Annotated in this window: 14 protein-coding genes; 6 read left to right on the forward strand and 8 right to left on the reverse strand. The window is 67.1% G+C overall.

Annotated elements, in window-relative coordinates; all coding sequences use genetic code 11:
• The 5 genes from SX243_17765 to SX243_17785 all read right to left on the reverse strand — a co-directional run.
• Nucleotides 1-1,278, reverse strand: a 1,278-nt coding sequence (locus tag SX243_17765) for an AAA family ATPase (protein ID MDY7094823.1), incomplete at its 3' end; no start/stop codon positions are given.
• 71 nt (nucleotides 1,279-1,349) lie between these two features.
• A complete protein-coding gene (locus SX243_17770) occupies nucleotides 1,350-2,348 on the reverse strand; it encodes a GGDEF domain-containing protein (GenBank protein MDY7094824.1) in 999 nt (332 codons plus the stop codon).
• A 203-nt stretch (nucleotides 2,349-2,551) separates the two neighbouring features.
• The gene (locus SX243_17775; GenBank protein ID MDY7094825.1) at nucleotides 2,552-3,163 is read right to left on the reverse strand and encodes a type 1 glutamine amidotransferase; all 612 of its coding nucleotides are present in this window, start codon (nucleotides 3,161-3,163) and stop codon (nucleotides 2,552-2,554) included.
• A gap of 181 nt (nucleotides 3,164-3,344) precedes the next feature.
• Nucleotides 3,345-4,187 (reverse strand): pyrroline-5-carboxylate reductase, encoded by an 843-nt coding sequence (gene proC, locus SX243_17780; protein MDY7094826.1) that lies wholly within the window; start codon nucleotides 4,185-4,187, stop codon nucleotides 3,345-3,347.
• Between the two features lie 40 nt (nucleotides 4,188-4,227).
• Nucleotides 4,228-5,127, reverse strand: coding sequence for a proline dehydrogenase family protein (locus SX243_17785; protein MDY7094827.1), 900 nt, complete (start codon nucleotides 5,125-5,127; stop codon nucleotides 4,228-4,230).
• Nucleotides 5,128-5,556: 429 nt separating this feature from the next.
• Here SX243_17785 and SX243_17790 point away from each other — a divergent pair, with 429 nt between their 5' ends.
• From SX243_17790 to SX243_17800, 3 genes are all read left to right on the forward strand, one after another.
• Complete coding sequence (locus tag SX243_17790; GenBank protein MDY7094828.1) at nucleotides 5,557-7,005, forward strand: aldehyde dehydrogenase family protein; 1,449 nt, start codon at nucleotides 5,557-5,559, stop codon at nucleotides 7,003-7,005.
• A gap of 77 nt (nucleotides 7,006-7,082) precedes the next feature.
• Nucleotides 7,083-9,140, forward strand: coding sequence for an ABC transporter transmembrane domain-containing protein (locus SX243_17795; protein ID MDY7094829.1), 2,058 nt, complete (start codon nucleotides 7,083-7,085; stop codon nucleotides 9,138-9,140).
• A gap of 84 nt (nucleotides 9,141-9,224) precedes the next feature.
• Nucleotides 9,225-9,968 carry a pyridoxine 5'-phosphate synthase gene (locus SX243_17800; protein MDY7094830.1) on the forward strand — a complete coding sequence of 248 codons (744 nt, stop codon included), beginning with the start codon at nucleotides 9,225-9,227 and terminating at the stop codon, nucleotides 9,966-9,968.
• Here the strand turns inward: SX243_17800 and SX243_17805 are convergent.
• A complete protein-coding gene (locus SX243_17805; GenBank protein MDY7094831.1) occupies nucleotides 9,954-11,975 on the reverse strand; it encodes a DUF3857 domain-containing protein in 2,022 nt (673 codons plus the stop codon). The genes SX243_17800 and SX243_17805 overlap by 15 nt on opposite strands.
• Nucleotides 11,976-11,979: 4 nt before the next feature.
• Nucleotides 11,980-13,965 carry a DUF3857 domain-containing protein gene (locus SX243_17810; protein ID MDY7094832.1) on the reverse strand — a complete coding sequence of 662 codons (1,986 nt, stop codon included), beginning with the start codon at nucleotides 13,963-13,965 and terminating at the stop codon, nucleotides 11,980-11,982.
• A 322-nt stretch (nucleotides 13,966-14,287) separates the two neighbouring features.
• On the opposite strand from SX243_17810, the gene SX243_17815 reads away from it, so the two are divergent.
• Together SX243_17815 and SX243_17820 are read left to right on the forward strand one after the other, a co-directional pair.
• Nucleotides 14,288-14,731 (forward strand): response regulator, encoded by a 444-nt coding sequence (locus SX243_17815; protein ID MDY7094833.1) that lies wholly within the window; start codon nucleotides 14,288-14,290, stop codon nucleotides 14,729-14,731.
• Nucleotides 14,732-14,879: 148 nt separating this feature from the next.
• Complete coding sequence (locus SX243_17820) at nucleotides 14,880-16,790, forward strand: response regulator (protein MDY7094834.1); 1,911 nt, start codon at nucleotides 14,880-14,882, stop codon at nucleotides 16,788-16,790.
• Nucleotides 16,791-16,824: 34 nt separating this feature from the next.
• On the opposite strand, the gene SX243_17825 is transcribed toward SX243_17820, so the two are convergent.
• Nucleotides 16,825-17,670, reverse strand: coding sequence for an SDR family oxidoreductase (locus SX243_17825; GenBank protein ID MDY7094835.1), 846 nt, complete (start codon nucleotides 17,668-17,670; stop codon nucleotides 16,825-16,827).
• Nucleotides 17,671-17,814: 144 nt separating this feature from the next.
• Here SX243_17825 and SX243_17830 point away from each other — a divergent pair.
• On the forward strand, nucleotides 17,815-19,336 hold a 1,522-nt coding region (locus tag SX243_17830), incomplete at its 3' end, for a carbamoyltransferase N-terminal domain-containing protein (protein ID MDY7094836.1).

Below are 19,336 nucleotides of genomic sequence, written 5' to 3' on the forward strand. Positions count from 1 at the left end.
CACCTGATCGAAGCCTTCGGGACCGAAGTCCACTCCTCGCCCCGCCACCTCCAGCGGGCTGTCGGCCCGCGGCCGGGGTTCCAAAGAGACCTCCAGGCGGGCTTTCTCCAACCCCAGATCGGCCAGCTCCCGCGCCATGGCCTCGGCTAGGGCCTCGCCCCAGCGGCGGCGTTCCCGAGACAGCTCGCCGGCCGCCTCGCGGTATTCCTCCAGCGCTCGATCATGACGCTTGCGCAGCTCTTCGAGACTCGCCGAGTCTCCTTCCAGCTCCTCCAGCTCCTCGCCGATGCGCTCCCGCAGCTCTAGAATCTCGGCGCTGCCGCCGCCGTATTTGCGGCTCAGGCGGTCGAGCTGGGCCAGACGGCTCTCCACCTCGTTGAGCCGGGCTGGATCCGCCTCCAGATCGTCCAGGCGATGGCGCAGGCTGTTGCTCAGCTCCTCGGCGCGGATGCGCAACTCGTCCGCCTCCGACGCCCACTCCTCAGCCTCCGGCGTCCAGCGGGCGATCTCCTCCAGCAGATCGGCGCAGCGGGCGAGACGGGTGGCGGCGGCGTCCTCGTCGTCGAAGAGCAGATCCACCGAGCTCCCCAACGCCTGGGCGATGGCCTCACCGTGGCGCAGCAGCTCCCGCTCCTGACGCAGCTCCTCATCCTCCCCGGCGGTGAGCCGCGCCGCGTCGATCTCCGAAGCCTGGAACCGCAGCAGATCAATGCGCTCGAAACGCAGCCGTTGATCCCCCGCCAGCGCCTCGAGACGCTCCGCGACGGAGGACCAATGGTCGTAGGCTTGGGCGGTGGCGGCGAGGTGCGTAGCGCTGGCCTTGGTACCGGCGCTGCGGTCGAGCCAGCGACGCTGCAGCTCCGGCGAGATCAGACCCAGCTCCGACCGCTGACCGTGGATGCGCAGCAAATAGGGAGCGAGATCCGCCAGCAGACGAAGGGTGGTGGGTTGGTCGTTGACGAAGACCCGGTTGCGGCCGTTGCGGCTGATCTCCCGGCGAACCAGTAGCTCGTCCCCTTCCGGCTCCAGCCCGGCCTGGTCGAGGATCTCCTGCCAGCCGCCGGGGGGCAGCTGGAAGATGCCGCTGACCGTAAGGGTTTCCGCCCCGGTGCGGATCAGATCGCTACTGGCGCGGCCTCCGGCCAGCAGCCCGAGGGAGTCCACCACGATGCTCTTGCCCGCACCGGTCTCACCGGTGAGGGCGTTGAGGCCGTCGGTGAAGCGCACCGAAGCCCCGGCCAGGACAGCTAGGTTGCGGACGTGGAGCTCGCGCAGCACAGTCTTTCAGCTCGCGGCGATGAGTGAGTGGGTAGGTGGAAGGATCGGACGGAACCGCTGACCTCGACGCCTCAAGAAGGCGAGAAGATCGTCACCCGGTTGCGCCCGGCTCCCTTGGACGAGTACAGCGCCCGGTCGGCAGCTTCATAGAGGTCTTCCGCCCGCTTCATTCCCGGCTGGAGCTCGGCGACCCCCCAGGAGCACGTGACGTTGACCGGCGTGCTGGAGTATTCGACGGTGGTCTCTTCCAACGAGCGCCGCAGCTTCTCCGCCAGGGTGCGGGCACCGTCGGCGTGGGTTTCCGGGGTCAGGATGACGAACTCGTCCCCACCAATGCGGGCGAAGAGTTGCTCCGGCCGCAGCCGAGCGCGCACCACCTGGGTGACCTCCTTGAGAACGAAGTCCCCGCACAGGTGGCCGTAGTTGTCGTTGATCTGCTTGAAGTTGTCGATGTCGAAGAGGATCAGCGACAGTGGCCGGTGGTGCCGCACCGCCCGGGCCAGCTCGCGATTCATCTCCTCTTCATATTTGCGCTTGTTGTAGATGTCGGTGAGGCCGTCCCGGGTAACCAGGTCGTAGATCGCCTCGTAATAAGCGCTCTCCACATCGCGCTCGTGGAGGAATTTGAAATGCACCCCGGCAACCTGGAAGCGCTCCCCGCTCTTGAGCACCGAGGTGCCCACCAGCAGCCGGCCGTTGATGTAGGTGCCGTTGGTGCTCCCCAGATCTTCGAGGGTCACTCCCTGACCCAGGTGATGGAGCCGCGCGTGCCGGCGGGAGATGGACAGGACCTCCGGGAGGCTGACTTCCACATCCGACGACCGCCCCACCTCCAACGCCGATCCCGGGGTCAGCCGATAGCGCGTCCCCAGCCGCTTATCGTCCGGATGGGCGATGACGATGATGCTCGCCTCGATCTCCGTTTGAGCCGCCCGCGCCACGGCCCCGGTGGCCGCTTCGTAGGTCTGGGTCATCCCACTCTCCGTCACCACCGCCAGATCGATGCTGTCGGTGGACGAATCGCGCAGGAATCGCCGCAAATTGCTGCGGGACGAGGGAGAGTTAGCCACGCTCTTGAACCACGGTACTAATAGGGCAGATTCGGGGAAACGCCGCCACCGCCAGGATTGCCACGGAAGCCGGCAACGAAGGTCGGGAAGGCTGGAAGCCTCCAGGGCGTCTTGATTTCGGCATGCTCCTCAATGGCAGAATACCACCGGTGCCGCAGAGCGTCAATCGGGAGCCACCGGGCCCGCAGAGGTTCGACAGCCCCTCAAGCATAGAGCTCCAGGAACCTCCTCAACAGCCCATTGGCCTCCAGCGAGGGCCGCAGCCCCTCCTCCACCCGCCGCATGGCCTCGGCGCCGGGGGCATATTCACGCCGGTACACCGCGAGCCGGTCGAGAAAGTCCTCTCGCCGCAGCTCCGGATGAAATTGGCTGCCGTAGACCGGCTTGTCGCGCAGCCGGATCAGCTGGTGGCAGCACAGCTCGGATCGCGCCAGCTCCTCCATCGCCGGCGGCAGGCGGTCGATTCGATCATGGTGCCCCAGCTGAACGGTGAACGATTCCGGCAATCCCTCCAACAGGGGATCTCTGCGCCCCGTCTCGGTGGTTTCGACGCGGTAGGAGCCGAGCTCCTGGCGCTCCTCGTCATGGATCAACGAACCACCCAACAGGCGTCCCAAGAACTGATGCCCCCAACAGGAGCCGAAGACCGGCCGCCCGTCGTCGATCCAGCGCACCACCACCTCCGACAGCGGCTCGGTGAACGGATGGTCGTCGAGCGCCGAGTGGGCACCGGCGCCGCCCAGAATCATCACGTCGGCGTCGGCGAGATCCAGGTCTTGGATCTGGGGCTGGTGCAGCAGATTGATCAACAGCAAGGAGTCTCGAGGCACCCCGCAGGCACGAGCAAAGCACTCTTGTTCCTGCTCCTCCGCAAACGGATCGTGGCGGACCTGAAGCAGTGCGATGCGTGGATGAGAAGACGACATGAGGCCCCAAAAATGAGCTAGACGAGATAGAAGAATTGGATTGGGCTAGCCGGCTGAGGCTACGAGGTGTTCAAGGTGCTAACTCCCGAGCCCGCCGCGTCGCCTCCACGATGGCCTTGATGAGGGTGACCCGCAGCCCGCCTTCCTCGAGCATCAAGATGCCGTCGATGGTGCAGCCGCCGGGAGTGGTGACGGCGTCCTTGAGCAACGCCGGGTGCTCCTGCGTTTCGATCACCATCCGCGCCGCTCCCAAGCAGGTCTGCGCTGCCAACTCGGTGGCCACGCCCCGGGGCAAGCCGACCTTCACCCCGGCTTCCGCCATCGCCTCGATCACCATGTAAATGAACGCCGGACCCGAAGCGCTCACCCCGGTGACGGCGTCGAAATAGCGCTCGTCCAGCTCCAGGGTGCGGCCGACGGCTTCGAAGACCACCTGAGCTCGGGCCAGATCCGCCGCGCTGGCGTGACGCCCCCGGCATAGAGCGGTCATCCCCTCGCCCAGCAGACACGGGGTGTTGGGCATGGCCCGAATCACCGGCACCGCCTTGGCCAAGCGCTCTTCCAGGAAGCGAATCGGCACCCCGGCGGCGATGGAGACCAGCACCTGCTCCTCGCTCAACACCGGTGCCAGCTCCTCCAGTACCTCCGGCAGGGTCTGAGGCTTGACGCACAGGAGAATCAGATCCGCGCCCTGAACCGCCTCACGATTGTCCAGGGTGGTCGCGATACCGGTGCCGGAGACCGCCTCTTCCAAGCGCGCTCCCCGCGGCCCCGAGACCTTCACCTGCTCCACCGTCACCGCCTCCGAGGCCACCAGCGCCCGCGCAAGGGTCTCCCCCATACGCCCGCCGCCGATCACCGCGATGCGTCCCAACTCGCCGTCCTTCATCGCTGCCTCGTCTCCCTGCCTCACCCGCTCCTCCTCGGTCGTTGGTTCTCTCTCGTCGCGGTGCCTACCGGCGCCCCAACATGCCCCGCGCCACGTGGCCGGCAATCTCCGGGTTCTCCCGCAGCCGGCGCACCGAATACCGATACCAATCGCTGCCGAAGGGAACGTAGACCCGCAGCCGATGGCCGCGGTCGATGAGGATCTTGCGCAGCTCCGGGTCGACCCCCAGGAGCATCTGGAACTCATAGCGATCCCGGGGCACCTCGTATTTGCGCAGCATCGCCGTCGCCTGGCAGATCAGGTATTCGTCGTGGGTGGCGATGGCGGCGTAAACACCGCTGGTGATCATCGCCTCCAGGGCGGCGCAGAAATTCGCCCGCACCGTCTCGTAGCCTTTCCACGCCGCGGTCCTCGGCTCGACGTAGATCCCCTTGCAGAGCCGCACGTTGGCTCCTTCGTCCGGAAGCTCCGCCACGTCCTGCAAGGTGCGCCGCATATACGCCTGGAGCACCGTGCCGACATTGCCGTAGCGTTGGTGCAGCTCGCGGTAGACCCGCAGCGTGCCGTCGGTGCAGGTGCGGTCTTCCATATCCAGGCGCAGGAAGTTCTCATAGCCCTGGGCCGCCTCCGCCAGGCGGCTCATATTGTCGAGGAAGAACGCCTCGTCGATCTTCAGCCCCAACATCGTGGGCTTGACCGACACGTTGGCATCTACGCCCAGGCGGTCGATAGCTTCCAGCACCTGGAGATATTTCTCCACCGCTTCCTCCGCACGGCCCCGCTCCGTAACCTCCTCACCGAGGATGTCCAGGGTGGCCATGGCACCGGCTTCGTTGAGCTCCTGGACCGTGGCCATGGCCTCGTCCAGGGTGTTCCCCGCCACATAGCGGGCGGCGATGCGGCCGACGATGAACTTCGGGACCAGAGGCAGGGTGGTGACGACCAGACGGGTGAACAAACTCATCGCATACTCGAAGGTCAAGGCGGAGGACGTCGGGAACGCCGCCACCGCTGGATTCAAGGCTTCCACGCTCCGCAAACTCGGCGGAGTCAGTCTTGGCGAGACCGGCATTCTACACCGAAGGCTCCATTTCACCGACCCGAGCTCTCCGTACCCGCGGGTCTCCGGACCGTTCCTTGACCCTCGTCGGAGGCTCCTGAAGAATGATGGGTCGTCGAGCCCTAGGAGCCTGCTGAAAAAGTCAGCCGCTAGCGAGAGCGAGAAATTTTCGAGCAGAATCGAGGCGGAGAGCCGCAGACGATTCGGGAATCGTCGAGGTTCGACAACGAAGATTCGGCCGAAAAGAGCCGGTCGTAGCGCGGCGCGAGTTTTTCAGCAGGCTCCTAGAATCAAGACCGCCGCATCGCCCTCCTGCCCACCGGAGATCCCGACATGAGCCCAACCCCCGAGACTCGACATTCTCACTTCTTCATCGACGGCCGTTGGCAGGAAGCCAGCGGCGGCGAGCGCCGGCCGGTCCTCGACCCCACCACCGAGGAGGTCGTAGGGGAGGTGCCGGAGGGCACCGCGGAGGACGTGGACCAGGCCGTCGAGGCCGCCGCCCGGGCCTTTCCTGGCTGGGCCGCCACCCCTCCGGCGGAGCGGGGAGCCGCCCTCAAACGCCTCCAGCGGCTGGTGCTGCGGCATCGGGGGGAGCTCGCCGAAACCCTCACCGCCGAGCTCGGCGCTCCCCAGCGGCTGGCGCTGGACATCCAGGTGGCGGTGCCGGCCCGGGTGCTGGGAGCCTACGCCCGCCACGCCGCAGACTTTCCCTGGCAAGAGGAGGTGGGCAACTCCCGGGTCCTGCGGGAGCCGGCGGGGGTGGCGGGCTGCATCACGCCCTGGAACTATCCGCTGCACCAGGCCGTCACCAAAGTGGCGGCGGCGCTGGCCGCCGGCTGTACCGTGGTGCTCAAGCCCAGCGAGATCACCCCCCTGTGCATCTTCCAATTCGCCCGCCTGGTCGAAGCAGCGGAGCTCCCGCCGGGGGTCTTCAACCTGGTCTGCGGCGACGGTCCGACGGTGGGGGAAGCGCTGGTGCGCCACCCCCGGGTGGACCTGATCTCCTTCACCGGTTCCACCACCGCCGGTCGCCGAGTCGCCACGCTGGCGGCGGAGCAGGTCAAGCGGGTCACCCTGGAGCTCGGCGGCAAGAGCGCCAACCTCATCCTCGACGACGCCGACCTGCGGCGGGCGGTGCGCACCGGGGTGAAGAATTGCTTCCTCAACTCCGGCCAAACCTGCTCCGCCTGGACCCGCATGGTGGTGCCCCGGCAGCACCTCGAAGAAGCCACCGCGTTGGCGGTGGAAGCCGCTCAGGAGTATCCGGTGGGCGATCCGCGGAATCCCGACACCCGCCTCGGCCCGCTGGTCTCCCAGCGCCAGCTCCAGCGGGTGCGCGGCTACATCCGTCAGGGCATCGAAGAAGGAGCGGTCTTGGCCACCGGCGGTGCCGAGCCACCGGTGGGTGCGGACGGCAAAGTGCTGGATCGGGGATTTTTCGTCCGTCCAACGGTGTTTACCGAGGTGGACAACGCCATGACCATCGCCCGGGAGGAGATTTTCGGCCCGGTCTTGGCCATCTTGCCCCACGACGGGGACGACCATGCGGTGTCCATCGCCAACGATTCTCCCTACGGTCTCGCCGGTGCGGTGTGGTCCCAGGACGGGGACCGCGCCCTCGCCGTGGCCCAGCGCCTGCGCACCGGCCAGGTCGATATCAACGGCGGCCGCTATAACATCGAAGCCCCCTTCGGCGGCACCAAGCAGTCAGGCTATGGCCGCGAGCTCGGCCGCCAGGGTCTCGAAGAGTTCTTGCACACCAAGTCGCTGCAGCTCTGAGCTGATAAGGTCGAAGTCTCGCCCGTCCCGAACCCGCCGCACGCCCTGTTGAACAGTGCGGTCTAGGAGCCCCCCTGATGGCACAGTCCCCCGCCGAAACCCCGGCACCCTCCGTTCCACCCGAGCCGGCCCCGGCTGCAACTCGGTCCGACGACTCCACCGCTGGCAATCCCACCGCTGGCAATCCCACCGCTGGCAATCCCACCGCCGGCAACTCCACCGCCGAAAGCTCTCCTGCCGACGAGGTCCAGGCGAAGAATGGGGCCTCGGCCCAAGAGTCTTCCGACGAACCCGAAGAGAAGAAGAAAAAGCCCTCCCTCTCCACGGTCTGGCGGGAGTCGAAGGACATTCTCTGGAACTACCGCTATCGGCTGCTCCTGGGTCTGGTCCTCCTGCTCGTCAGCCGGCTGGCGAGCATGGTCCTGCCGGCGTCGAGCAAATGGCTCATCGACGAGGTCATCGGCAACCAGCGGGTCGACCTGCTGTGGTGGATCGCCGGTGCCGCCGGTCTCGCCACGGTGGTCTCCGCCATCAGCTCCTTCAGCCTCTCGCTGGTCCTCGGCGTCGCCGCTCAGCGCTCCATCAACGACATGCGCATCCAGCTCCAGCAGCACGTCAGCCGGCTGCCGGTACGCTTCTTCGAAGACCGCAAGGTGGGCGTGCTCATCGCCCGGGTGCTCAACGACGCGGAGGGGCTGCGCAACCTGGTGGGTACCGGCTTCGTGCAGCTGGTGGGCGGCATGTTCACCGCCAGCGTCGCCATCTTCGTGCTCTTCTACCTCAACTGGCGCCTCACCGGCATCACCCTGATCTTCGTCTTCCTCTTCGTCGGCGTCATGGGCTTCGGCTTCAAGCGCCTGCGGCCCATCTTCCGCGAGCGCAACCAGCTCCACGCCGAGGTCACCGGCCGGCTGGCGGAGATGCTCGGTGGTATCCGGGTGGTCAAGGCCTACACCGCCGAGAAGCGGGAGAGCCGGGCCTTCGCCCACAGCGCCCACCGGCTGCTGCGCAACATCGTGCAATCCATGATCGGCGTCTCCAGCGTCACCTCCCTCTCCAGCCTGCTCTTCGGACTGGTGGGGCTGGGGATGAGCGTGGTGGGCGCCCGGGAGGTTCTCGCCGGGCGCATGACGTTGGGTGACATCTTCGCCTATGTCATGTTCACCGGCCTGCTGGTGGCGCCGCTGATCCAGATCAGCAGCATCGGCACCCAGATCACCGAGGCCTTCGCCGGCCTCGACCGGGTGCGGGAGATCTTCGCCGAGACCACCGAGGACGAGGAAGATCAGAGCCGCCAGCCCCTACCCCGAGTGCGCGGCGACGTCGCCTTCGAGACCGTGTGGTTCGAATATAACGAGGACATGCCGGTGCTGCGGGACGTCAGCTTCACCGCTCCGGCGGGCACCACCACCGCCCTGGTGGGCCCCAGCGGCGCCGGCAAGAGCACCCTCATCTCCCTGGTCATGGCCTTCAACCGCCCGCACCGGGGCCGGGTCACCGTCGACGGCCACGACCTGGCGGAGGTGCGGCTGCGGGACTTCCGCTCCCAGCTGGGCATCGTGCTCCAGGACAACTTCCTCTTCGACGGCACGGTGAAGGAGAACATCGCCTACAGCCGTCCCGGAGCCACCCTCGAGGAGATCCGCGAGGCCGCCCGCATCGCCCACTGCGAAGAGTTCGTCCAAGGCTTCTCCGACGGCTACGACACGGTCATCGGCGAACGCGGGGTGAAGGTCTCCGGCGGCCAGCGCCAGCGCCTCGCCATCGCCCGGGCGATCCTCGCCGACCCCCGCATCCTGATCCTCGACGAGGCCACCTCCAGCCTCGACAGCGAGAGCGAGATGAAGATCCAGGACGGCCTGCGGGCGCTGCTCCGGGGCCGTACCACCTTCGTCATCGCCCACCGCCTGTCCACCATCCTGGGCGCCGACCAGATTCTGGTGATGGACGACGGGAAGATTGTCGAGCGCGGCAATCACCAGGAGCTCATCGCTCTCGGCGGCCGCTACAAAGCGCTGTACGATACGCAGTACCGCATCGAGGCGGACCGCTACATCAATCCCGGAGAGGACTTCACCCCGGAGCCGGAACGCCCCGACGTCGCGGCCAAGCCCACCTCGCCCCGGCGTCTCTAGTCGTCGGCCGAGGAACCGTTCCAGAGATTGTTTTCCGGGGCTTCCAACCCACCGAGAGAAGAACCCCAGCGAGAGAAAGAAGCCATGGTCGAGCTCAGCGTCAACGTCAACAAGATCGCCACCCTGCGCAACGCCCGCGGCGGCGAGCGCCCGTCGGTGGTGGCCTTCGCCCAGGCCGCCATCGATGCCGGCGCCTACGGCATCACCGTCCATCCGCGCCCCGACGAGCGGCACATCCGCGCCCGTGACGTCTTCGATCTCGTGCCGGTGGTGCGACAGGCGGGGGTGGAGCTCAACATCGAGGGCTATCCGGATCGCCGCTACGTGGAGATCATCCGCGAAGCCCGGCCGGACCAGGCAACCCTGGTGCCGGATCCGCCGGACGTGCTCACCAGCAACGCCGGCTGGGATGCCGCCGGTCAGAGGAAGTTCTTGGGAGAGATCATCGCCGAGCTGCAGAGCTTCGGCGCCCGGGTCTCGCTCTTCATGGAAACCGCCCTGGAGCCCCTGGAGGCCGCCCGAGACGCCGGCGCCGATCGCGTGGAGCTCTACACCGGGCCCTATGCCGAAGCCTGCGCCGCGGGCCGGGGAGACGAATCCTACGCCCTCTACGAAGCCGCCGCCCGGCGCGCCACCGAGCTCGGCCTGGGGCTCAACGCCGGCCACGATCTGGATCTGGAGAATCTGCCCCGCTTCCGTCACCTACCGGGGCTGCAAGAGGTCTCCATCGGCCATGCTCTGACCTGCGACGCGCTGGAGATGGGTTGGGACCGCGCCGTCCGCAGCTATCTGGCGGTGCTCGCCGGCGAGCCCCTACCGAAGAGCTGAGCCGGCCTCCGAGGCCCCTTCCGGACACCGCAGCCTCACCCGCCGCCGAGTCGCGCGGTTCTCCGCCAGCGCCAGCTCCGCCAGCTCGGCGAGAGCCGCACCCTCCACCCGCTGCTGGAGGGTCTCCGCCTCCCGATGGAGGACCAACAAGCCGTCTTCGGTCCCCACTTTCTGCTGAAATCGGCCGACGCTCTTGCTCAGCTCCTGAAAGTCTTCCTCGGCCCCACACCAACCGTCCGGCAGGGAGAGCTTGAAAGTAGAGCTCACCAATCCAGGGCTGAGGACCACCGGTGTCTGCCGTTCCTCCAGATGCCGCGGCGCCGGGAACGAGCGCATGGCCGGCGGTCGGACCCATCGGCGACCACCGGAGCCGCCCGCCAAGGAGCCCGCCGTCACCTCGGCACGCAGGGTCACCGCCGGCACCGCCTCCGGAACCCGTGCCCAGCGCATGGCCCCCACCTGTGCACCAGGCCACCAATTCTTCAAGAAGTGATCGAAGGCATCCCGCACTTCCCGGTTCTGCTCGCTCTCCAGGCGCTTGAGCCAAGGGAGCGCAGCGCGGCCGTAGAGCACCAGCCGTACCTCTCCCACCAGCTCGCCGCTGGGGCCAACCTTCCCCTCCACCACCAACCGGGTCTCCTCCAGATGGCTGCCGTCCGGGGTCGAGACCAGCCGGCTGCGATCGCCGTCTATCAGCAGCGCCTTGCGGTTCTGACTCGATGGAATGAGCCAGCTCAGTCCGCCCACGGGGGCCGTGGGGTCGATCCACAACAGCCCGTCGGAAACGGGAGCTTCCTTGGCCAGGTCCGTACCGCCAGTGCCGTCCTCTCTCGCCCCCGCCAGCTCCGACGCCGGAATGGCGACGATGGCGTGATTGAACTGGAAGGCGGTGGGAAAGTCGGGATCTAGGGCCGCTCCATCTCCCACCTGCAGCAGCGCCATGTGGCCGCGGATCCCCACCGCCGCCAGCAGATCCAGGAGCAGGCGGCTCTTGTCCTTGCAATCGCCCCAGCCCCGGCCCGCTACCTCCTCCGCCGGCGATGGACGCCAGCCCCCCTCGCCGATCTGCACCGCCTCGTAGCGCACCCGCTGCTGAACGTACTCGGTCAACACCTCCGCCCGGGCCCAAGTACCGTCGGAGGCAGCGGTCAGCTGCTGCGCCAGCTCTTGCACCGACGAGGCCGGTTCCCCTGCCGGCGCGAAGGCCTCATACCAGCGGCCCACGTCCTGCCACTCTCGAGCCGGGCCCCAGGCAAGCTGTAACAGCGGAACGCTCTCCTCGGCGGTGTGGGGCGGCGGGTCGTAGGCCTCCAATCCCTCGGCCACCAACTCCAGGGAGCCGTCCTCACCGGCGCGGATGTGGAAGAGCTCCGGATCTCCCCGCAGGTTCCAGCGCAGCGCCGAGAACCCCGGCGCCACCCGCACCCGCAGGCGCAGCTGGGGCTCGTCCCACTGCAGACCGAGGGTGGTACCGGCGAAGACCGGCCGCTCCCGGGTGAGCACCCGCAGATGCACCGAGTGGCCCACTTCCAGGTTCTCCAGCGGTAGGATCATCAGCCGCCGCGAGGTGTAGAGCTCCCCCACCGACCGCGCCGCTCCCGCCTCCTCCAATTTGCGCTTGCCGGCCTTGGCCACCACCCTTCCCTCGGCGTCGAGGACCCGGGCCTCCAGCTCCTCGATCTCCACCTGCTCGTCCACCACCAAGGGGTAGCGGCGCCAGCTCTCGAGGTCGGCGCGATCCTCCAACAGCACCTCCAGGGTCTCCTCTTGGAAGAAGCCCCTGCCTGCGGCGGCCAGATCGGTGACGTCGGCGGCCGTGGCACTGGCCTGCTCCGGCCGCAGCTCGACCGTCCGCTGACGAATTACCGCCGCCGAAGCCTCCGCCGCCACCAGGCAGAGCACGAGCCCCACCGCCAGCGGCCCAAGCCACGCGAGCAGCCGGTGCTGCCGGACGAGGCGCCGACGTACCGGAAAGCTAGCAGCGGGCCGGGTCCCCCGAGTCGCCACCACCCTACTCCAGGATCAGCGCCACGGCCTCCGCGTCGCTGCGGAAGGCGAGGTCGTAGAGGCTGTAGAGCTGCCCGTACTCCCCGGGGCCGGAGAACTCGATGTCGGAGATCTCCAGGCGTCGGGAGTAGGTCAGGGTGCGCTCCGCCGGATTCACCTGCGCCTGGGTGACGATGGAACCGGCGGCGTTGTCGAGGTTGGCCACCCGGGGGGTGGCGTCGAGGCTCCAGCCCTCGGGCCAGCGGAGGGTCAGCTCCACCTCGTCCACGTCGGCGAAGGCCAGCAGCACCGGTGTTCGCCGGCGGTCCGGGGTCAGCGTGAAGGGATTCTCCACCAATCCCAGGGGCCGCGCCGGTCGCAGGGTGACCTCGTCCCCGAGAATCTCCTCCTCCCGCTGGGCCTGGCTCCAGGTCACCACAATCTGGCGAGCGGCCACGTCCGACTTCACGGTGACGTCGGCGATGTCGAAGCCGGACCAGCGCTCCTCCAGCCACTCCTGCCAGCCCTGCTGGATCTCCGCCTCGTCCGCCGAGCGGTCCATCTCCAGCTGGGCGTGGAGCCCGGTGAGCTCCAGTCGGCCGGTCCCGCTGACTCCGCCGTCCGCCGTCACCTGCAAGTCGACGGTGGCGTGGCGCAGGTTGGACTCCGGAGCGGAGGTCGGCAGGGTCGCCCACTCCGGCTCCTTGGCGTCCACCAACAGGCAGTCCGCCCCCTCCATCCACGCCCGCAGGCCACCGAAGGCGATCTCCGGCACCGAGGCGTCGAGGAAGACCCGCTCGTTGCCCAGCCACACCTCCACCACCGGGATGTCGAATTGGTAGGGATTGGGGATGCTGCGGTGGACGCGACCGAGGTTGCGGGGCCGGCTCCAGCCGAGCCGGGCGTCGAGACCGACGGCGTCGAGCATGCACTCCAAGAGAATGGTCTTCTCCATGAAATCGCCACTGCCCCGCTCGAGGATCTTGTCGCAGGTGACCTCCGGTAGACCGATGCCGAGAATCGGCTGCAGATCGATCTCGTCCCGCACCCAGCGATAGACGGCCAGGGCCTTCTCCCGCGGCTCCCGAGCCGAGCCCACCAGGCTCTTGGCCTGCGCCTTCGACTTGCGGTCCTTGCGCCGGGCTCCGCTGTAAGTGCCCCGGTCCCCGGAGCCCTCGAAGATCTCGATGGCCCGCTGCCAATCCTTGAGCAGGGTGATCTTCTGGCCGCTGTAGTAGACCTCGTAGGGCAGGAAGAGGATCTGGCTCGACAGGTCCTCGAAGGGATAGCTGGCAGGCTCGATGGGGATCGGCGGCAGATCCTCCAGCGCGTAGGTCAGGATCGCCCCCCGGGGGCCGTCCTTCGAGGTCACCTGCACCTGGAATTGAGGGCTCACCAACTGATGGGGCACGAAGCCGATATTCTGCGGCTTGTCGAGGGTGAACTCACTCCGCAGCACCGGAATCGACTCCTGGAAGAACCAGGGATCGCTGTACAGGATCGAATCGAAGTACACCCGGTAGCGGTATTCGACGATGGACCCCACCTCCACCTCGGGCATGGCGAAGGTGTGCACCTGGCGCTTGTAGATCTCCGAGTAGCGTTCCGTGAAGGTCGCCTCGTCGGGCAACTCGGCGATAGTCCCATCGGGCTTGTGGGTGCGGCCTTCGAGACCTTTGAGGCGGCGGAAGCGCGAAGAGAGCAGCTCCCCGTTGGCGTACTCGAGGCCATCCTCCTTGAGAATCTTGATCCGGTGATAGACGTCCAGAGAAGAGGAGCGCGCCTCCCGGTCGATGGTCAGAACCCCTTGGCTGAGCAGCACCACGGCGCTGGCTTCGGAGAATCCGGGGGCCTCGGTCAATGCTCTCTCAGCATCAGAAATCTTCGGCCAATCCGCAGCCTCCAGCCCGCTCGTCCAGAGCGTGCCCACCATCAACGCCGCCAGCGCCAGCACCTGCGCAGTGCGGCGAATCCACCGAACTCCCATCTCCCATTCCTGACCTGAATGCATCTGGACCTCCTGGTTGAAATACCTGCCGGCACTGAACGTACACAGCCGATCAACATACCAAAGATATGTCGTAATAACAAATACCTTGGCTTAGCGCACCTCGAAGCTATACCGCTGGAACCTAGCTGATATTCTCATACCGAATTCATGCTCCACAGGGGGCAGAGTTGGGGTATAATTTCGTTTTCACTTGGATTCCGTCGCCGAAGCCTGGAGACAGCCTGAGCATGGTCTGGCCTCCGCCTCGCACGGAGCCCTCCGCCTTGCACGGAGCACCGGGCAGCACGAGATCACTGAATAGAATCGCTGAAAGACGGGCCCTATGCCGGAAGTAGCACCGGTCACCATCCTGTTGGTCGAGGACGACCCAGGACACGCGCGGTTGATCGAGAAGAATCTCCGCCGCAACGAGGTGACCAACGACATCGTCCAGCTCACCGACGGGCAAACCGCCATCGACTACTTGTTCTGCCGTGGCCAGTACTCGGAGACCGAGCGGCCCCATCGCCTGATGGTGCTCCTCGATCTGAACCTTCCGGGGCTGGACGGCTATCAGGTCCTGCGGCGGGTGAAGTCCGACCCGGTCACTCAACGGATTCCGGTCGTGGTGCTCACCACCACCGAGGACAGCCGCGAGGTCGACCGCTGTTACGAGCTGGGCTGCAGCATCTTCGTCACCAAGCCGGTGAACTATCTGGAGTTCACCGAGACCCTTCGCCGGCTCGGTCAGATGCTGTCCATCGTCAAAGTACCCAACGGAAATTGACCCTCGAGCCCTGGCACCCTGAGCTCCGCCTGCCTGAGCCCAGCGTTCCTGAGCACCGTGTCCCCGAGCGCGGACGACGGCGAGCATGACTAGCCCATCTCCACCTGAATCTCGTCCCGACCACCCTCTTGGGTCGGCGGAAGAGACCGTGCGAGTTCTCTACATGGAGGACGACGCCGGCCTCGCCCGGCTCTTTCAGAGGCATCTGGAGCGGGCCGGCTACGAAGTCGACCTGGCCTCCGACGGCAACGCCGGCTTGAGCCGATTCTCCGAGGGCCACTACGACGTGCTGGCGGTGGACTACAAGATGCCGGGCCTCGACGGCCTGGAGGTGATCAGTCACCTGGCCGCCCTCGGCAAGGTCCCGCCCCTCATCATGCTCACCGCCAACGGCGACGAATCCTTGGCGGTGGAGGCGCTCAAACTCGGTGCCGACGACTACATCGTCAAGGACACCGAAGGCGGCTACATCCGCCTCATCCCCTCGGTCATCGAGCGGCTGCTGGACAAGCATCGCCTGGAACGGGCCCAGCAGCGCTCCCAGGAAGCGCTCCGGCAGAGCGAGGAGCGGCTGCGGGAAATCACCGAGTCCGCCAGCGACGCCATCATCAGCTTCGACCGCGAGGGCCGGATCCTGCTGTGGAACCGCAGCGCCCACGAGATTCTCGGCTATGACGCCCAGGAGGCCACGCGGCTGGAGGTCTTCAATCTGGTGCCGGCACGTTTCCGAGAGCATTTCGATCATCAGGTGGAAGCCGCCGCCAGCGGCAATCCGGAACGCAAGCCGTTGGAGATGGTGGCTCTGCGCAAAGACGGGCGGGAAACCCCGGTGGAGGTTTCCTTCTCCCGCTCCTTCACCGGCAAGGAGCTGGTGCTCACCTGCATCATGCGCGACACCACCGACCGCCAGCGCAGCCAGGCGGCACTCCAGGAAGCCGCCCGGTTGGATGCCACCGCCACCCTCGCCTCCGGCGTCGCGCACCAATTCAACAACCTCCTCTTCGGCGTTCTGGGCAACACAGAGCTGCTCCAGATGCGCCTCGAGGACCGCCCCGACGCCATCGGTCGGCTGCAGCTCATCTCCCAGCAGGCCCAGCGCGCCAGCGAGGTGGTGCAGCAACTACTGGCCTTCGCCCGCCGCGGTCAGTATCAGCCGGTGGTGATGAGCCTCAACGACAGCCTGCGGGAGGCGGTGCAGAGCTTCGAGGCGGAGATCGGCCCGGAGGTCCGGGTGCAGCGGGAAACCACCTCCAACCTCTGGAAGGTCTCCGCCGATCCCACCCAGATGGTGCAGCTGGTGACCAATTTGCTGAGCAATGCCCTGGAGGCCGTGGACACCCGCGGCTCGGTGGTGCTCTCCACCCGCAACCTCAACGTCGACCGGCCCATGGCCGGGCTGCCGGAGGACCTCCAGCCTGGTCGCTATGTGTGCTTGGAGGTGGTGGACGACGGCTGCGGCATGAACGCCCAGATGCAGGCCAAGATCTTCACCCCCTTCTTCACCACCAAATTCCAGGGCCGCGGCCTGGGCATGGCGGCGGTGTGGGGCATCGTCCAGCACCACAGCGGCTATATCGAGGTCCTCAGCCAGCCCGAACGGGGCACCCGGGTGCGGGTCTTCATCCCCGCCCTCGACCTGGAGCTCCGGGGCGCCCCCGCCCCCGGTACCGGCACCACCGCCCCCAAAGGCACTGAGACCATCCTGCTGGTGGATGAGGAAGAGGTCTTTATCTCCGTCACCCGTGAGTTCCTGGAGCTGTTGGGCTATCGGGTGCTCACCGCCGCCAGCGGCCCCAAGGCGGTGGAGGTGGCGCGAAACTACGCCGGCGCCATTCACCTGGCGGTGCTCGCGATGAATCTCTCCCAGCTGGGCAGCCGGGACACCTTCTACGAGCTGGTGGACGCCCGGCCGGAGCTCAAGATCATCCTGTGCAGTAGCGGCGAGCGCGACCAGCTCGCCGCCTCCCTGCTCACCGCCGGCGCCAGCACCTTCCTGCGCAAGCCCTTCGGCCTCGACCTCTTGGGCCACGAGATCCGCAACGCCCTAGCCGGTCTCTAAGCGAAGCCCAACCCTCAAGAGAGGCCTGACCTCGTCACTTCTTCGGCTTCAGCTGCTCCAGCATTCCCTTGACCTGCTCCCGGGGCAGGTCGGTGAAGCGGCTGAATTCCTGGCCCTGGTGCAGCCACTCACCGCCGTCGATGACCACGCACTCGCCGTTGAGGAAGGCGGCCATGGGGGACATCAGGTAGACCGCCAGGTCCGCCAGCTCCCGGGGCTCGCCGAAGCGCTTCATGGGCACCGCGCGGCGGGCTTCCTCCACCATCGGCTCCGGCATCAGGCGCGAGAAGGCCCCCTCGGTGGGAAACGGCCCGGGGGCGATGGCGTTGCTGCGGATTCCATAGGTCGCCCACTCCACCGCCAACGAGCGGGTCAGGGCCAGCACTCCGGCCTTGGCACAGGCGCTGGGCACCACGAAGGGGGAGCCGGTCCAGGCGTAGGTGGTGACGATGGACAGCACGGTGCCGCCGTCGCCGCGCTCGATCCACCGGCGCCCCAGCTCCTGGGTGGTGTGGAAGGTGCCGTTGAGGACGATCTGCACCACCGCGTTGAAGGCGTTGGCGGAGAGGTCTTCGGTGCACGCCAGAAAGTTGCCCGCGGCATTGTTGACCAGGCCGGTGAGCGGCCCCAGCGCCTCCTCCACCCGATCCACCGCGGCGGCGATCTGCTCGGGATCGCGCACGTCCGCCGAGGCCCAAGCGGCCTTGCCGCCGGCCTTCTCGATGGCCGCCACGGTTTCCTCCAGCGGCGCGGTGCGGCGCCCCAAGACGGCGATCTCGGCTCCGAGCGCCCCCATCCGTTCCGCCATGGCCCGGCCGAGGCCGGTGCCGCCGCCGGTGATCAGGATGCGCTGTCCGTCGAGAGTGTCGGGCTGGAACATGGGCAAGAACCTCCGATGAGCAATCCGGCGGCGGGATGGCCTCCGGTTTCGGGGTAGACTACCCCACCGGTTTTCCTTGTCCACCGCTACCGCAGATCCGCACCGCGCCCCAATCCCAAGGCTCCCATTCCACGGTTCCGATTTATGACCGCCATCCTCGGCATCTCCGCCTTCTACCACGACTCCGCCGCCGCCCTGGTGGTGGACGGCGAGATCGTGGCGGCGGCCCAGGAGGAGCGCTTCACCCGCGTCAAGCACGACCACGTGCTACCCCAGCGGGCGATGGAATATTGCCTGGCGGAAGCCGGCCTGAGGCCCGAGGATCTGGATCTGGTGGGCTTCTACGACAAACCCTTCCTCAAATTCGACCGCCTGCTGGAGACCTATCTCGCCGTCGCCCCGGCGGGATTCCGCTCCTTCCTCCAGGCCATGCCCCTGTGGCTGCGCCAGAAGCTGCACCTGCCCCGGGAAATGCGCCGGGGCCTGGACCGCATCGCCAAGAACGGTGTCCCCCGGCCGGGCAGCGAGAAGCACCGTGGCTATCGCAAGCGCTTCGTCTTCACCGAGCACCACGAGGCCCATGCCGCCAGCGCCTTCTTCCCCTCCCCTTTCGAAGAAGCGGCGGTGCTCACCCTGGACGGCGTCGGGGAATGGGCGACCGCGGCCTACGGCACCGGCCGCGGCAATCGCCTTGAGCTCACCCACGAGCTCCGCTTTCCCCACTCCCTGGGGCTGCTCTACTCCGCCTTCACTTATTACTGCGGTTTCCGCGTCAACTCCGGCGAGTACAAGCTCATGGGATTGGCCCCCTACGGCGAGCCGCGTTTCGCCGAAGCCATCCTCGAGCATCTGGTGGATGTGCGGGAGGACGGCTCCTTCCATCTCGACCAGACCTACTTCAACTACTGCCAGGGCCTGACCATGACCTCTCCCAAGCTGCACCGCCTCTTCGGTGGCCCGCCGCGGCAGCCGGAGTCGCCCCTGGGGCAGCGGGAGATGGATCTGGCGGCGTCGATCCAGCTGGTGACGGAGGAGATCGTGCTGAAGGTGGTCCGCCACGTGCACCGGGAGACCGGGCTCAGCGATCTCTGTCTGGCCGGCGGCGTCGCCCTCAACTGCGTCGCCAACGGCCGCATCCTGCGGGAAGGCCCCTTCCAGCGGCTGTGGGTGCAACCCGCCGCCGGAGACGCCGGCGGTGCCCTGGGGGTGGCCCTCTTCACCTGGTATCAGCTCCTCGACAACCCCAGGCAGCCTCCGCCGCAGGGCGAGGGTCGCACCCCCGAAGACCTCCAAGCACCCCACGACGACCAACGCGGATCCCTCCTCGGACCGGCCTTCGACGACCAAGCCATCGAAGCCTTCCTGGCCTCCACCGGTGCCCACTACCGCTCCCTTCCGGATGAGCGGGAGCTGTGCCACCAGGCTGCCCAGCTGCTCGCCGAAGACAAGGTGTTGGGCTGGTTCCAGGGACGCATGGAGTTCGGCCCCCGGGCTCTGGGCAACCGCAGCATCCTGGGAAATCCCCGCCAGCCGGAGATGCAGTCGGTGATGAACCGCAAGATCAAATTCCGCGAATCCTTCCGCCCCTTTGCACCGGTGGTCCTGGCGGAGCGGGCCTCGGAGTACTTCGGTCTGGAGCCGGGCCAGGAGTCGCCCTACATGTTGG

It is taken from the genome of Acidobacteriota bacterium (assembly GCA_034211275.1).
Classification (GTDB): Bacteria; Acidobacteriota; Thermoanaerobaculia; order Multivoradales; family JAHZIX01; genus JAGQSE01.

Excerpts from the sequence above, each read along its gene's own strand:
- SX243_17785 (MDY7094827.1), bottom strand. The coding sequence starts at position 5,127 with ATGAGTTTGTTCACCCGTCTGGTCGTCACCACCCTGCCTCTGGTCCCG.
- SX243_17790 (MDY7094828.1), top strand. The coding sequence starts at position 5,557 with ATGAGCCCAACCCCCGAGACTCGACATTCTCACTTCTTCATCGACGGC.
- SX243_17795 (MDY7094829.1), top strand. The coding sequence starts at position 7,083 with ATGGCACAGTCCCCCGCCGAAACCCCGGCACCCTCCGTTCCACCCGAG.
- SX243_17800 (MDY7094830.1), top strand. The coding sequence starts at position 9,225 with ATGGTCGAGCTCAGCGTCAACGTCAACAAGATCGCCACCCTGCGCAAC.
- SX243_17810 (MDY7094832.1), bottom strand. The coding sequence starts at position 13,965 with ATGCATTCAGGTCAGGAATGGGAGATGGGAGTTCGGTGGATTCGCCGC.
- SX243_17815 (MDY7094833.1), top strand. The coding sequence starts at position 14,288 with ATGCCGGAAGTAGCACCGGTCACCATCCTGTTGGTCGAGGACGACCCA.
- SX243_17825 (MDY7094835.1), bottom strand. The coding sequence starts at position 17,670 with ATGTTCCAGCCCGACACTCTCGACGGACAGCGCATCCTGATCACCGGC.